General features: G+C 35.9%; 12 protein-coding genes. 7 read left to right on the top strand and 5 right to left on the bottom strand.

The annotated features are described in order from the left end of the window. Window positions 1-7: 7 nt before the first annotated feature. Window positions 8-2821, bottom strand: a complete 2814-nt coding sequence (locus Q0972_RS01370) for a tail fiber domain-containing protein (protein ID WP_299361625.1) — start codon at window positions 2819-2821, stop codon at window positions 8-10. A 12-nt stretch (window positions 2822-2833) separates the two neighbouring features. Next, the gene (locus Q0972_RS01375) at window positions 2834-4999 is read right to left on the bottom strand and encodes a tail fiber domain-containing protein (protein WP_299361627.1); all 2166 of its coding nucleotides are present in this window, start codon (window positions 4997-4999) and stop codon (window positions 2834-2836) included. A gap of 143 nt (window positions 5000-5142) precedes the next feature. Here Q0972_RS01375 and Q0972_RS01380 point away from each other — a divergent pair, with 143 nt between their 5' ends. The 5 genes from Q0972_RS01380 (at window position 5143) to Q0972_RS01400 (ending at window position 11650) form a co-directional block, all read left to right on the top strand. Continuing rightward, a complete protein-coding gene (locus Q0972_RS01380; RefSeq protein WP_299361630.1) occupies window positions 5143-6735 on the top strand; it encodes a tetratricopeptide repeat protein in 1593 nt (530 codons plus the stop codon). Between the two features lie 156 nt (window positions 6736-6891). After that, entirely contained in the window at window positions 6892-7794 is a 903-nt protein-coding gene (locus Q0972_RS01385; protein WP_299361633.1) for a toxin-antitoxin system YwqK family antitoxin, read from the top strand. Further along, window positions 7794-8489 (top strand): glycosyltransferase family 2 protein, encoded by a 696-nt coding sequence (locus Q0972_RS01390; RefSeq protein WP_299361636.1) that lies wholly within the window; start codon window positions 7794-7796, stop codon window positions 8487-8489. Before Q0972_RS01385 ends, Q0972_RS01390 begins: the two co-directional genes overlap by 1 nt. Beyond that, window positions 8489-9979 (top strand): cellulose synthase family protein, encoded by a 1491-nt coding sequence (locus Q0972_RS01395; RefSeq protein ID WP_299361662.1) that lies wholly within the window; start codon window positions 8489-8491, stop codon window positions 9977-9979. Before Q0972_RS01390 ends, Q0972_RS01395 begins: the two co-directional genes overlap by 1 nt. Before the next feature lie 192 nt (window positions 9980-10171). Further along, on the top strand, window positions 10172-11650 hold the full coding sequence (locus Q0972_RS01400) for a mannosyltransferase (RefSeq protein ID WP_299361638.1): 1479 nt from the start codon (window positions 10172-10174) through the stop codon (window positions 11648-11650). Here the strand turns inward: Q0972_RS01400 and Q0972_RS01405 are convergent. Then, on the bottom strand, window positions 11647-11946 hold the full coding sequence (locus Q0972_RS01405) for a hypothetical protein (protein WP_299361641.1): 300 nt from the start codon (window positions 11944-11946) through the stop codon (window positions 11647-11649). The genes Q0972_RS01400 and Q0972_RS01405 overlap by 4 nt on opposite strands. Before the next feature lie 203 nt (window positions 11947-12149). Here Q0972_RS01405 and Q0972_RS01410 point away from each other — a divergent pair, with 203 nt between their 5' ends. Both Q0972_RS01410 and Q0972_RS01415 read left to right on the top strand, forming a co-directional pair. Continuing rightward, window positions 12150-12554, top strand: coding sequence for a carboxypeptidase-like regulatory domain-containing protein (locus tag Q0972_RS01410; protein ID WP_299361644.1), 405 nt, complete (start codon window positions 12150-12152; stop codon window positions 12552-12554). 9 nt (window positions 12555-12563) lie between these two features. Next, the gene (locus tag Q0972_RS01415; protein WP_299361647.1) at window positions 12564-13577 is read left to right on the top strand and encodes a transglutaminase domain-containing protein; all 1014 of its coding nucleotides are present in this window, start codon (window positions 12564-12566) and stop codon (window positions 13575-13577) included. Here Q0972_RS01415 and Q0972_RS01420 read toward each other — a convergent pair. Beyond that, complete coding sequence (locus Q0972_RS01420; protein WP_299361649.1) at window positions 13574-14377, bottom strand: pseudouridine synthase; 804 nt, start codon at window positions 14375-14377, stop codon at window positions 13574-13576. The genes Q0972_RS01415 and Q0972_RS01420 overlap by 4 nt on opposite strands. Window positions 14378-14578: 201 nt before the next feature. After that, complete coding sequence (locus tag Q0972_RS01425; RefSeq protein ID WP_299361652.1) at window positions 14579-15526, bottom strand: carbon-nitrogen hydrolase family protein; 948 nt, start codon at window positions 15524-15526, stop codon at window positions 14579-14581. Between the last annotated feature and the right edge of the window lie 21 nt (window positions 15527-15547).

Genomic DNA, 15547 nt, shown 5'->3' on the forward strand with positions numbered 1-15547 from the left:
CAAAAGATCATTCTTTTGCTTGTGTTGCTAAAGACTCTAACACCGCTTCTATATTTGCCAAACGGCTTTCATAGGCGCTATTTTGATTCTTTAACTGTTCATTTTCATCTTCCAGAATTTCTAATCGTTTAACCAGCGCTCGTATAGCTTCTACGTACATAGCATCGTAAGTACCATAGGCTGTTTGTAAATAGCCTTCGGCGTCTTCTTCAACCAAGACTGGGAATACCGCTTGGATGTTCTGCGCCGTAAAGCCGTATTGTATCCCTTTTGGACGATCATAACCGGTTCTGTTATCATTCCATTCGTAGGTGATGCCTTGTAAAGTCAAAAGCTTTTCTAATATGGTTTTAGAATCTAAAGCTGTTATATTTTTTTTTAACCGTGCGTCGGAATTGGCCAACCAATCCCCTGCAGTACTTTTGGATGCTGTACCATTTACTTCAAGACGATGTGTAGAAGGATTACGGGCTATACCTAGACCATCAGAATCTACCTCTACTTGTCTAAAGCCATTAGCTACCAAATTAATCTGGTCATCGCCACCAAGAAAACCATTATTACCAATAGTAATCATCGTGGATGCTTCACCGCGTTCACCCGGTGCTTCTATGGCATTGGCATATACCCATGGCACAGTGATAAAGCCTTTTCCACCTTGGAATGAGAATCTTTGCACAAAACTTTGAGTACCTAAATTAATATCACCAATTCTAGCATTGTTTTCTACTATTGCATCATCTGCATTTAACGTAGTAATGCTAGCTGTGGACGCTGAGATATCAGAAGAAGAAAAATTACCTGTAGCAGAAACATCACCATTAGCGTCTACCATCAATCTGCTATTGCCATTGGTGACCAGATGTATTTCATCATCTGCACCAAAAAAGCCATCATTCCCTATAGTAATAAGCGTAGCTTCATCATTGCGTTCGCCCTGAGCTTCTATAGCGTTGGTATAGACCCAAGGTGTAGTCGTAAAACCGTTATTGGTTTGTGTGGAAACACTTTGTACCAGACTTTCATTACCAAGGCTAATATCACCTAATCTAGCATTATTTTCTACTTCAACATTGTCAATATTTAGCGTCGTAATATTTGCTGTGGAAGCAGAAATATCAGTTGTAGAAAGGTTACCCGAAGTAGAAACATCGCCATTAGCGTCAACCATCAATCTGCTATTGCCATTGGTGACCAGATGTATTTCATCATCTGCTCCATAAACGCCATCATTTCCTATGGTAATAAGGGTTGCCTCATCATTTCGCTCGCCTTGAGCTTCTATGGCGTTGGTATAGACCCAAGGTGTGGTCGTAAAGCCGTTATTGGTTTGCGTGGAAACGCTTTGTACTAGGCTTTCGTTACCAAGGCTAATATTACCTAATCTAGCATTGTTTTCTACTACGGCATTACTAACATTGAGCTGGTTAGCGTTAGTAATGTCAAAGTTGGCCAAATCGACATCCATTGTAGCGATATGGTCTCCCAAGTTATCCATATAATTATCCAGATTTGTAGCGATTAATGCTCCTGATAGTGGGTCGACTGCTGTTGAATAAATACAACTCAATTGAAATACTTTAACACCATCATTACTTCCCGTATATGCATAACTGCCAAAAACATCAACATCATTCAATTGACTGGAAGATACACTGTTGAATAAGATTGGGGTCGTTGGATCACTGATATCTATAAGATTCAAACCGCTTGTGCCTCCTACGTATGCCATATCTCCAGATACGTCTAATGACGTTGGGACATCACCGATATTTAAACTTCCCACTTCATTTGGTGCACTGGGTGTACTAACATCTATGACCCTTAAGTCATTGCTTTCATCATCCACGATATAAACAAAATCTCCAGATACATCCATGCCAATAGGAGAATTACCGATGCCTAAAAGACTAATTGCATTAGGATTTGTAGAATCACTAACGTCAAATATTTCTAAGAAACCCGATGTAGCAGATTTATGGATACTATAAGCATAATTGTTCGAAACCACTATTCCAAACGGTTCATTATTGCCATTAGGAATTGCGGTCCCCAAAATATTTAAATTTAAAGGGTCACTACGATCGTAGATTCTAAATTCAGAACTGTCAATCGTGAACACAAAATTGTCGGCAAGGGCGATATTTACATTACCTGCATTTCCAATGGCCACTGTGTTGATTACTACCGAACTCTCAGGGTCGCTGATATCAACAATGGCTAATAAATCATCCGAGTTACCATTAACAAAGTTATTCAACATTACAAACGCAAGATCTGTTGAAACTTCAATCTGTGAATTCAATACACCACTTAGTGCATCTGCTAACAATAAACCATTACCTAAGCTAGGGTTAAAGGGATCGCTGATACTACCCACATTTAAGACTGGTGTATTCGCTGGTAAAACAAAAGCACGATCGTTATGGATGGCAACGGATTGTATGTTAGAACTAGAGGATTGTCCAATTTCTTCAAGGCAAGAAAAATTTGATTCTGGGATATTCCCTAATAAATCTTGCGGATTTAATGTTTGAGTACTATTTCTTATCTCAATCCATTCAGAGTTGTCGTAATACCAAAACGAGGCGGTCGAGGTGTCATAGACAACTAATCCGTTAGCTGGATTGCTTATAGCTTCACGTTGACCTGTGTTCATTCTTGGGGTGAGCATACCCTTATCAGTACTCACAATATCCAAGGCTGAGGATGTATTGGGTGTTTCCGTATTGATCCCAATTTGTGCATAAGACAGCATGATACCGGCACACCATATTAGTGTGAATGCAGTATACTTTAAGGTTGATCTTAGAGATTTCATAAGCACTTTTTTTTATTCGTTTGTTTTTATGCCATTAGCATTGAGTAAGGCCTTTATTTCTGCAACTTCTGTTTCTAGTTGGCTTAGCCTTTGGTTTTCTAGTTCTAAAGCTCTAATGTGTTTCTGTTGTGTTTCTATACGCTTTACTAAGGCCCGTATCGCTTCCACATACATGGCGTCATATGTTCCGTAAGACGTCTGTAAATAGCCTTGGGCATCTTCCTCCACTAAGGTTGGAAACACATCTTTTATATTTTGTGCTGTAAATCCATACTGTAAACCCTCTGGACGCTTATAGCCTGTCTTATCATCATCCCATTTATAGGTAACACCTTGTAAAGTCAGCATTTTTTGCAAAATGATTTCTGAATCTAATGTTGTGATATTTTTCTTGAGTCGCGCATCGGAATTAGCGAGCCAGTCACCTGCAGTATTTTTGGAAGCATTCCCGTTCACTTCTAGTCTTTCTGAGGTAGGATTACGACCAATACCGACTCTGCCATTCATATCCACTTGCAATCGGCTAATACCATTAGTTACCAAATGAATTTCATCATCATTACCGTAGGTACCATCATTACCAATGGTAATTAATGTGGATGTAGCATCACGCTCGTCTTGCGCTTCTATGGCATTGGTATAGACCCAAGGCGTTGTAGTAAAGCCGTTACCGGCCTGGTTGGAGGTGCCTTGGTCAGTACTTTCATCCCCTAGATTAAGCCCTCCTATTACAGCAAGATTGGTATTTAATATACCATTAGCATCTGAGAAAAAACTAGCAATAACAGTATTGGCATTAGTTACATTAAAATTAGCCAAGTCCAGATTGGTCGTAGCTGTATGACTGCCCAGGTCATCTCCCATAACAGGATTGTCAATACTAGTACTTATAAATTCGCCTGTGACCTGGTTGACAGCTAACGCGAGGGTACATCCCAATGATACCACTCTTAATTGGTTATTGGCTAATACATAGGCATAATTACCTGAAACAACAACATCTTTGAGTTCTGAACCTGCCGCCCATGTATTAACATCTATTGGATTATTTGGATTATCAATATCAATAATCTCAAGTTCTTGAGAACCGTCGCCGATGACATAAGCATAATTCCCCGAAACATCTAGGGAAATGGGCGAAGCACCAACAGGTAGGCTCGCTACTAATGATGGTGAACTCGGTGTACCTATATTGATTACATTCAGTTCATTAGTATCCTCATCAATTACATATACATAATTGCCTTCTACAACTAAAGCGACCGGATTAATACCAAAATCAATCTCGCCTATTAGATTTGGGTTAGATGGATTACTAACATTAATTATTTCCAGTTTTCCCGTCAAATCACTGCTTATCACATAAACAAAGTCTCCTAAAACAGCTACATCTTGATGACCTGTAGAGACCAAATCGAAATCAATATTCCTTATCAGATTATTCGGATTACTGATATCATAACTATAAAATGTACCATTATCTACAATGTAAGCGTTATTTTCACTAATCGTCATGGTTACATTTCTATTGGCGGTAAAATCTTCTTGATCTAATGCTACCATGTTGGTTGGATCACTGACATCAATTGATACGACTCTATCCACAGCACCTATACGACTATGAAGCACCGCAAACACAACGTTATCCTTAACTTCTACTTCCACTACGTCATAATCGGCAAAAAATATAGTTCCTTCTGTAAAAGGATCAGATACATCACTGATGCTAATGGCTCTTATTATATTTGCAGATGGTACATATGCATAATCGTTGCCTATTGCTAAGGAGCTAAGAAATCCAACTATAGCGATTGAACCCGCTGTTTCTAAGCAAAACGCTTGAGGATCCAAAGACTCATTAACTAAAAGGATGTCATCGGTAGTTAACAGCTTGTTATCATTCCTAATCTCATTCCACTCTGCGTTATCGTAATACCAAAACGAGATTGTTGAGGTATCATACACTATTAGTCCATTAGCAGGGTTGGCAATAGCTTCGCGTTGGGTGGTTGTCATTCTAGGAGTAAGCATGCCTTTCTCTGTACTCACGATGTCTAAAGCAGATGACGCGTCTGGTGTTTCTGTATTAACTCCAATTTGTGCAGAGCAAAATAAAGTCATACAACCAAACAAAAGGCCTAGCATGTTTTTTATAATGGATGATTTGAGTGTTTCCATATTGAATAAACTTTTTCTTCTACGTTTAACAAATTTTAAAGCATCAAATTTCAAATAAATCATTTACTATTTCCGATATTTGAAGGTGACAAAAGGTGACAAATCTTTATAATTAACTTTATTAAGCCAGTAAATACTTAAAAATGAAAAGTGTAAGATGTGTTCTGTTTGTTCTCTTTTGCTTTAGTTGCCATACTCATGCGCAAAACTTTGAGGATTTTATGAGTCGTGGCGATTCCCTATTGGCTAAAAACTATTTAGAGGCTGACAGTTTATATACGTTAGCTGAACAACTTGCCCATAAGAATAAAGACGAACGCCAAAAGGCTTTAATTTTAACCAGAAAAGCACGAATAAGTACTAACAAAACAGAATATGATAAAAGTCTAAAGCTTTTACAAGAGGCACTTAGTACATTTAGAACACTTAAAGATACGTTGCTTATGGCCCAGGCTGAGCAAAACATGGGTTTGGTCTACCGTTACACGAAAGATTATCGTCAAGCAGCGATACAAAATAAAAAAGCACTTGATTTATGGAAAACCCAAAACGACAGCACATTGATAGGTATAGGTTATCGGGATTTGGGTGTAATCTACCGTAAACTTGGCCAATTAGATAAAGCCCGTGAGCATTACGAAATTGCCGCTAGCTATTTTAACCCTAAAAAAAACCGAGATCAGTTACTTACTTTACGTGGTAACTTTTCTACCTTGGAATTGACGGAAGGCAACTATAAAGCCGCTATTGCCCTTAATAAAATGGATTTACTCTATATTAAATCCAAACAAAAATGGCGATCCTTAAGTACCCGATATAGGATTATAGCCCACTCCTATCTAAAACTTAACGATTATGAAATGGCGTTATATTATGCCGACTCCGCTGTTGCTGCCGCAGAACATTCCAATATGTTAGATGCAAAGATGAAGGCCTTACTCACAAAAAGCAATGCTTTGTCTAAAAATGGCGACTATAAATCTGCGTATCGTAATTACAGAAGCTATAAAAAACTAAGTGATTCTGCCTTTAGCATCGACAAGGCCAAGGAAGTAGCGCGTATTATTACGGTTAACAACTATGAAAACCAAAAAACATTAGATAGCTTGCATTTTGCTTCTGAAAAAGCCATTTTGCAGCAAAGCATACAAAAACAGACCACTCAAAAACGACTGTACTTTGTATCGGGACTTTTGGCGGTTATTGTTGCATTTTCGCTTTGGTTTGGTAATAAACAACGTAAAAAGCTAGCTGAGCAAAAGTTAAAGGAAAAAAACTTGCAGCAAAAAATACTAGAGGATGAATTAAGGACCACAGAACGTGAAGCCACGAGATTAATTGAAGAAGCAAAACATAGAACAGCCTATAAACAAACGATTTTAGAAGGCATTAATGCCATCTTTGAATCCCAACCCAAAAACTACAAAAAAGAATTTTCCCAACTACGCTACAAATTGAGTGAAGATATTCGTCACGAATCGGAAAGTTTGTTTAACTACAAAGAGGTAAATGTATTACAAAATAAACTAGACGAAAAGCTTCTAACCCACTATCCAACACTTACAAAAAGCGAACGGCAAATGTGTAGCTATGTTATTGCAGGACTTTCCATAAAAGAAATCGCGGAACTCAAACAAACAACACTAACGGCTGTAAAGGCCATGCGCTATCGCATTAGAAAAAAGCTGGGTTTACAGAGTGGCGATGAACTTCAAACCTTTATAGAAAGCATATAATCTAGTCTTTTCTAACTGGAAATCGGCTAATTTATATGGTGATTTTTGACAAAGTGCTTAAAACTTAATAGACGACTGTATGAAAAGGCGAAATAATCCGACAGAAGTTTTATTAGGCAACGATTTAGACCTTATTGTACTTATAAATCAGAAATAATGCGATTAATTATTGTTTTCCTTTTAGTATCGACTTTTGCTTTTGGGCAAAAACGCTACCAAAAAAATCCACATACGAATGGAAACTTAAAATCTGAAGGCTGGATTGAAAACAATCAGAAAACCGATTACTGGAAATTCTATCATAAAAATGGACAGCTCTCTGAAGAAGGGTATTATAAAAATGACAAAAAGATTGAATACTGGAAATTTTATGATATAAAAGGGGATCTAACAAAAGAAGGACATTTTTCTAACGACCTAAAATCTAATTATTGGAAAATTTATGAGAATGGCAAGCTCATAGAAGAAGGGCATTATAAAAATGGCAAACGCACCAACCATTGGAAGTTTTATCATCCAAATGGAATGTTAAAAGAAGAAGGACTTTATAAAAACGGTCTTAAAACAGATTTTTGGAAATCATTTCACACCAATGGTCAGCTCGCTAATGAAGGCCATTACAATAACGGAAAGGCTTCAGACTTTTGGAAGTTTTACCATTCAAACGGAAAACTCGCCAAGGAAGGACATTATATTAATAACAAAGAAAATGGGTATTGGAAGTTTTTATACAAAAATGGACAATTAGAAAAAGATGGTGAATTTAAGTTAGGAAAATTCACAAGCTATTGGCAATTTTACAGCCCAAATGGCAAAAAGACGTCCGAAGGTCATTTTGTAGATGGCAAAAAACAAAACTGGTGGCTGTTCTATGATGAAAACGAAAAGATTAACCATAAATGCCAACTTAGTAATAATCAAAAAAACGGATATTGTCTTAGGTATAAAAATGAGAAACTATATTCTGCCATTAAATACGAAAATGGAAAGCGCCTTAAGGAATGGACGGATTTAAAGTCATTTAAAAAAGAAAATAATTTATCAGATCTAAAAAGTTAATGACCAAAATTGTAGTCATCATTCCTGCATTTAATGAGGAAGGTTCCATTTCGCATGTTATTAAAGATATTCCAAATACAGTTGACGAAATTATTGTTGTAAGCAATAACTCAACTGACGACACTGAAAAAAATGCTCAAAAAGCTGGTGCAACGGTTCTTGTAGAACACCAAAAAGGATATGGTTATGCCTGCTTAAAAGGTATGGAATATGTAGCAAGCTTTGACCATAACGAGCGACCAGACATAATTGTATTCTTAGATGGTGATTATAGCGATTACCCTGAAGAATTAACTAAAATCGTTCAACCTATTATTGAAGATGATATTGATCTCGTTATTGGTGCTCGTATAAAGGAATTACGCGAAAGTGGATCGATGACCGGGCCACAAATATTTGGTAATTGGCTGGCAACGCGTTTAATGAAGTTATTCTTTGGATCAACTTTTACAGATTTAGGTCCTTTTAGGGCCATTAAGTATAACAAATTGCTAGGGCTTAAAATGGAAGACAAAACCTATGGTTGGACCGTAGAAATGCAACTCAAAGCTTTAAAACAAAATTTGAGTTATAAAGAAGTTCCTGTTAAATACAGAAATAGAATAGGTGTCTCAAAAGTTTCAGGAACAGTAAAAGGTGCTATATTTGCAGGCGTAAAAATCCTGACATGGATATTTAAATACAGTTTTAAGTGATTTATTTACAGTATTTAGTAATTATTATTTATACAATCGCTATTGTACTTATTTTTATGTACGCTTTGGCGCAATTGAATTTGCTGTACAACTATCTGTCTTCAAAGAAAAGAAGAGAAAAATGTGACACGTTTGATTTAAGCAATCCTTCTGAAGTTCCATTTGTTACAGTACAGCTTCCTGTATTTAACGAAATGTATGTTATGGAACGATTGTTAGATAACATTGCATTATTGGATTACCCTAAGGACAAATTAGAAATTCAGGTTTTAGATGATTCTACCGATGAAACCGTACACACTACTAAGGCCCATATAGAAAAATTAGCAGCAACTGGTTTAGACATTAAGCATATCACCAGAAAAAATCGTGTTGGTTTTAAGGCTGGTGCCCTTAAAGAGGGGTTAAAAATTGCAAAAGGAGAATTTATTGCCATCTTTGATGCCGACTTCTTACCGCAACCAAATTGGTTAAAACGAACCGTTCCATATTTTAAGAATGACGAGATTGGTGTTGTGCAAACCCGTTGGGGACATATTAACAGAAATTATTCCTTGTTAACTAAAATCCAGGCGTTTGCCCTTGATGCACATTTTACATTAGAGCAGGTTGGACGCAATAGTAAAGGTCACTTTATCAACTTTAACGGCACCGCTGGTGTATGGCGAAAAGACTGTATCATTGATGCTGGTAATTGGGAAGGCGACACACTAACTGAAGATCTAGACTTAAGTTATAGAGCACAGCTAAAGAACTGGAAATTTAAATATCTTGAAGATGTTGAAACACCTGCCGAACTCCCTATAGTAATAAGCGCGGCAAGATCGCAGCAATTTCGCTGGAATAAAGGCGGGGCAGAAAACTTTAGAAAAATGCTTTGGCGCGTAATAAAATCAAAGAATATTTCTGTTAAAACTAAAGTTCATGGTTTACTACACTTACTCAATAGTTCCATGTTCCTAAGTATTTTTGTTGTTGCTGTCTTAAGCATACCCATGCTCTATATAAAGAACGAATATGCTCATTTAAGAGATTATTTTTATGTGATGAGCTTCTTTATCATGAGCACCATAATTTTCTTTGTATGCTACTGGTTTATGTATCGTAATATTTATGGTAGTGGGTTTAAAAGGTTTTTTGGTTACATTGGCATGTTCTTTACCTTCTTTTCTATAGCCATGGGGTTTTCATTACATAATTCCATTGCGGTTATTGAAGGCCATGCTGGTAAAAAAAGTGAGTTTGTAAGAACTCCAAAATTTAATATTAGAAAATTTAAGGACAATTGGAAAAATAACAAATACCTAAGGAAGAAGATGTCATCTAATGTCATTATTGAAGGTATTCTGATGCTTTATTTTGCCTTCGGTTTATATAGTGCCTTTATTGTGGGTGACCAAGGTGGCGACTTCGGATTATTCCCATTCCATTTAATGCTTTGTATTGGTTTTGGGTACGTGTTCTTTAAATCTATTCGATCTAAAGTTTAAGATTATCATTCTCTTTCTTCAAATGGGATAAAATCCTTTTTTCCAAATAGTCTTTCAATCCTTTTAATAGCATGGCCCAGCGGAAGGACTAATGCTTATTCATTTAATTTCTTTGACATCCACTCGAATTAGCAATAATAAAGATATGATAATATTTATATAGTCCTTTGAATAAATTCTATCTTTAGCACAATGCTAGGACTAGCCAATATCATTAAATACAAAAAATCAACTTTAGCTTATATATTAATCAGTTGTATACTATATCTGTGGTTTGCTTATGGCTTAGAAAGAACAGAAGCGCTTAAACTCATTGTACTATATATCGGGCTGTTCTTTCTCGCTTATTTAATTGTTAAAACTTCCGGATTTTATTTCAGGATTCTTGTTATATCTGCAATTCTATTCCGATTACTGTTCCTATTTGCCATACCTAATCTATCCCAGGATTTTTATCGCTTTATATGGGACGGCCGAATGATTCTAGAAGGATTTAACCCTTACTTATATACCCCAGATTCTTTTATTCTTAAAGGAGAATTTCCCATCGCCAATGCCAAAGAATTGCACAGTGGCATGGGCGAACTTAGTGCTATGCACTACACCAATTATCCACCTTTAAATCAGTTGTGTTTTGTTCTTGGGAATCTATTACCTGGTCAAAGTATTATAAGCTCTGTTATTGGCCTACGACTTATTATTATTATGGCAGATATAGGCACACTATATTTTGGAAAAAAGCTATTGGAGTATTTAAAACTACCTTCGAATAGAATCTTTTGGTATATTCTTAACCCTTTTATTATTATTGAGTTTACTGGGAATTTACATTTTGAAGGGATAATGATTTTCTTTTTAGTTTGGTCTTTATACCTATTGTACTCTGGACAATGGAAATGGGCGGCGGTTCTTATAGCTTGTTCCATATCCATAAAGCTTATTCCGTTAATGTTCTTACCATTATTTTTTTGGTGGTTTACTTCGGCTTCGCTTAGTAACCGAAACAAGAAAGAACAGGTTATTTCGAACAAAGAAAAGCAATCTATTACCAGAAAAGGGATGGCCATACTTCGACAGCGCTCAGCACAGACCATACAGGTTCCTAGCAACAACATAATTAGGTTAATATCATTTTACGCCATAGTCGGTTTAACCGTCATACTTCTTTTTCTTCCTTTTTTCTCAATGGAATTCATCAATAACTACTCTAAAACCGTTGGTCTTTGGTTTGGTAACTTTGAATTTAATGCCAGTATTTATTATATCGCTAGGGCAATTGGGTATTCAATTACAGGTTATAACGAAATAGCCATTATCGCTAAGATTTTGTCTGTTATTTCTGTATTGATCATTTTAGGGTTTTCATTTTTTAAACAGAACAATACTATACCTAAACTAACCACCTCCATCTTAATTGCTTTTAGTTCTTATCTGTTTTTAAGCACTACGGTACATCCTTGGTACATTGGTACTTTGGTTCTACTTTGCATATTCACAAATTACAGATATCCTTTGGTTTGGAGTGTCGTTATAATTTTGAGTTATTTGTCTTATCTAGGTATCGGCACCTCAGATAAATCTGAAAACTTATGGATCGTAGGATTAGAATATGTAGTTGTATTCTCGGTATTTCTCTGGGAAATCGTATTAAGAAAACCTATAAAAGTTTAGTCTTCTAAATCATGTGGAGGTTGCACAGCTTCTTCAGGAGCATTAGTTTTAAATTCCTCATAATCATCTTCATCGTAATTTTCCATGGTGGCTGCCAATTTGGTACTTACTTTTACTAAATACTTGGTATCTTCTGTAGTGACTTCAACAGCCTCAATAACCTCATTTTTAGCATTTCTAAAGGTAATGATATGATCATCATCATAACCATCAGGGTATTTTTCTACAAGCATTGCTAAAATTTCTGGTGTTAATTTCTTAAAGTCTACGATAACACGTTTACGATTATCTTTCATTTTATACAGTAGGTTGATTGATACTAATATACAAAGGAATTAATTAGTAACATTAATTCTATATTAATTTTAATCTCACATTATTGACTTATCGACACTCACTAAAGATTACACTTCACTCAACCAAAAGCATCGATAACTCAAGTCTATTTTATATCTTTAACCAATATCAATAGTTTAGCGGTAAACAAAACTCAAATATTATGAAAACTCAAAATTTCACTTTAAAGCCAGCGAATAAGACCTTTACCTTTATAGCTATTTTTATGGTAGCATTATTCGCAGTTAATGCATCTTATAGCCAAACCAATGAACGAACCATTACAGGAGTAGTAAGTAATGAAGATGGTCCTTTACCTGGCGCAAATATTACTTTAGAAGGTACAAATGTTGGCGCCGTAACGGATGGAAATGGTGAATTTAAGTTTCCTAAAAAGTTAAAATCTGGAGATGTATTGATTTTTAGCTATTTAGGTTATGAGACCCAAAAAATAATAATAGACGATAAGACTAACTATATAACATTAGAGCTTACACCAGATATGGTAGAAATGATAGGTGACTTAGACACCAATACACCTTATAAAACCAAGCGTAGAAAGAGCTAATCGTAGATTTTGCAAAAATCTATTTTATACTTGTTCTTTTTGGTAGGCTTTTTAAATGCCCAAGTTTCTAATTTTAGCGACATAGATTTTAAAAAAGCAGATAGTGTAGCATTATCTAACCACGGAGAAGATTTAACAAGTCTACCTGAACTTTCCTTTAAGCTTACCGCTAGTCTAACCACAGATGTAGAGCGCTTTAGGGCTATTTACCGATGGGTTTGTACAAATATTGCTAATGACTACGGTCTTTATCTTAAAAACAATCGCAAACGACAACGTTTTAAAGATGATAGTTTAAAACTGGAAGAATGGAACACTAAATTTAGACGAAAACTCTTTAAGAAACTACAAAAGAAAAAACGTACCATTTGCACTGGTTATGCCTATTTGGTAAAATCGCTTGCCAATTTTGCAAATATAGAATGTGAAATCGTTCAAGGCTATGGTCGTGTTAGTACGACTAATATCAAAACTCTTGACTTACCAAACCACTCATGGAATGCCGTAAAATTGAACGGTAAGTGGTATCTCTGTGATCCTACCTGGGCGAGCGGTATTCCTAAGCCTAAAACAGGTAAATTTCATTTTAAGTACAATGATGGCTTTTTTTTAGCAAATCCTAAATTGTTTGCAGTAAATCATTTCCCCATTGAGAGTAGATGGTGGCTTTTAGAAGATAACATCCCTTCCTTTGAGCAATTTCTAAACGCTCCTGTGATTTACGGAAAAGCCTATAAAAATCTCGAGCTTCACAATGAACCTCAACAAATGCATCACAACATTAAAAAGCACGGAAAAGTAACATTTGCTTATGTACTTAAAAACTCTATAAATACTGAGGACGTAAAACTTTTACTTGATGATGGGTTCGATAACTCGAAAACTAGCCCTACCTCAATTTCTATCAACAATACATGTTTAAAACTAGAACATCAATTTAATAAAACAGGATTCTACGATGTTCATCTTTATTTGGGTGAAGATCTTATATCAACCTATACTGTAGAGGTAACCAATAACTAAAGCATCTTTAAGGTATTAACCTCTTGTTGTGTTAAATGCTTCCAGTGGCCTCTGGGAATATCTTTTTTGGTTAGATGCGCAATGGCCACACAATCTATTTTTATTAAATCGTATTTTAGTGTTTCAAAAATGGTTCTTAGAATTGAATTCCCTGTATTCTTTATTTTAATCCCAATATTGTTTTTAGACTCACCTTCGATATAACTGATCTCTTCAACCGCAATTAACTTTCCATCTACACTAAATCCTTCTTGTATTTTTTTAAGATCTTCAAACTTAAGATTTCGGTCTAATTCAACTTGAAATAAGCGCGCAACACCTTGCTTAGAATTCGTGAATTTTTGAACCACTTTATCGTCATTGGTAAAGAGTAATAATCCTAGAGAATTTCTCCCTAGCCTTCCAATCGGCTTTATATTTGCATTAGTAGCATTAGCCACTAAATCCATAACCGTTCTTCCCTTTCCTTCAGCAGTAGTTGTAGCAAAACCTTTAGGCTTATTCAGCAATACGTAAACTTTGGCCTCTGGAGTAATACGCTGTCCATCAAAACGAACTTCGTCTGAAGGTTTTACTTTATAACCCATTTCGGTAATAACCTTACCATTTACCGTTACCAAACCTATCGCAATATTCTCATCCGCTTCTCTACGCGAACACATGCCTGAGTTAGCAATATACTTATTAAGTCTTATCTCATCAGTATTTGATGGGCTTTTAGGCCGCGATTGCTTTTTTAAAGGAGCATTGCCTCTTCCTGAAAACTTTTTCTTTCCCCTGCTATCTTGATGTCTGCTCATGTTCTAAATTGTTTGCATCTAGGCTAAAGCTTCGATGAATTTTGATGCAAAGGTAAAACAATAGTTAACATTGTTGTTAGTTCGTGTGATTTTCGAAAGAAAATTGTATCGAGAACCATCAAAAAGTCCAGTTCTCGATACAAATTTTGTCTTCTGTGAGGACAAAATTCACACGAACTGATAGTAAAATCAAAGTAAGAGCTATTTTATTTCAACAGTAGTTTGTCGTTCTCTGTTCACCGTAAGTTTTGTGACATCTGGTCTTGAATAATGCCCTACTGGATCAAAATTTTGACGTTCTTCTAAAACCCGATTGAAGTCTATTGTTTGTATTATCAGACCTTCTTTGTGTAAAACAGGCTCTACGACCCATTCACCATCAGGCCCAGCGATACAACTTCCTCCATTAGTTAAAGTATCTGGTGCATTTTTAAGAATAGCATCTATATGTGGTGTATATTCTGGAAAATCTGTTCTTGACATTAAACTAGATACCGATACCACATAAGAACGTGATTCTCTTGCTATAAACCGTGTAATATCTTTAGTATTATGATCACTTCCAGGCCATACAGCGATATGCAAATTTTCGCCTTGCCCATATAAAGCGGTTCTCGGCAATGGCATCCAATTTTCCCAACAGTTAAGACCGCCTACTGTAAAAGCTTTCAATGGGTGTACCTGTAGTCCGTTACCATCACCTGGTGCCCATGTTAAACGTTCATCATAGGTGGGTTGCAGTTTTCTATGTACCGACTTTATGTTACCTTCTTCATTAATGTAAACCAAAGAGGCATAGATACTATGACCACCTCTATCCATTGGTCGCTCCATAATACCTAAATAAATAGCTATACCATGTTCTTTGGCCAATTTACAAACGGAATCTAACTCTCCTTTTTCAATACAAATTGAATTATTAACATAATGTGCATGCAATTCTTTGTTAATCGTTGTATTCCATTCGGCACCTCCTGTTAATGCCAACCAAAATGGATATCCAGGCAATAGGGCTTCCCCAAAAACAATGAGTTCACAATTTTCTTCTACAGCTTCCTTTATTGAGCTTTTAATTTTGTTTAAAGTAGCTTCTTTGTCTAACCAGACTGGCGCAATTTGTGCCATAGCTATTTTTAAGTTTGTATTCATTTATAAGCGGTTTAATACAAC

It is taken from the genome of Winogradskyella sp. (assembly GCF_028282165.1).
Lineage (GTDB): Bacteria > Bacteroidota > Bacteroidia > Flavobacteriales > Flavobacteriaceae > Winogradskyella.

Coding starts and splice junctions, on each gene's coding strand:
- Q0972_RS01370 (WP_299361625.1), bottom strand. CDS start 2,821: ATGAAATCTCTAAGATCAACCTTAAAGTATACTGCATTCACACTAATA.
- Q0972_RS01375 (WP_299361627.1), bottom strand. CDS start 4,999: ATGGAAACACTCAAATCATCCATTATAAAAAACATGCTAGGCCTTTTG.
- Q0972_RS01380 (WP_299361630.1), top strand. CDS start 5,143: ATGAAAAGTGTAAGATGTGTTCTGTTTGTTCTCTTTTGCTTTAGTTGC.
- Q0972_RS01385 (WP_299361633.1), top strand. CDS start 6,892: ATGCGATTAATTATTGTTTTCCTTTTAGTATCGACTTTTGCTTTTGGG.
- Q0972_RS01390 (WP_299361636.1), top strand. CDS start 7,794: ATGACCAAAATTGTAGTCATCATTCCTGCATTTAATGAGGAAGGTTCC.
- Q0972_RS01400 (WP_299361638.1), top strand. CDS start 10,172: ATGCTAGGACTAGCCAATATCATTAAATACAAAAAATCAACTTTAGCT.
- Q0972_RS01405 (WP_299361641.1), bottom strand. CDS start 11,946: ATGAAAGATAATCGTAAACGTGTTATCGTAGACTTTAAGAAATTAACA.
- Q0972_RS01410 (WP_299361644.1), top strand. CDS start 12,150: ATGAAAACTCAAAATTTCACTTTAAAGCCAGCGAATAAGACCTTTACC.
- Q0972_RS01420 (WP_299361649.1), bottom strand. CDS start 14,377: ATGAGCAGACATCAAGATAGCAGGGGAAAGAAAAAGTTTTCAGGAAGA.
- Q0972_RS01425 (WP_299361652.1), bottom strand. CDS start 15,526: ATGAATACAAACTTAAAAATAGCTATGGCACAAATTGCGCCAGTCTGG.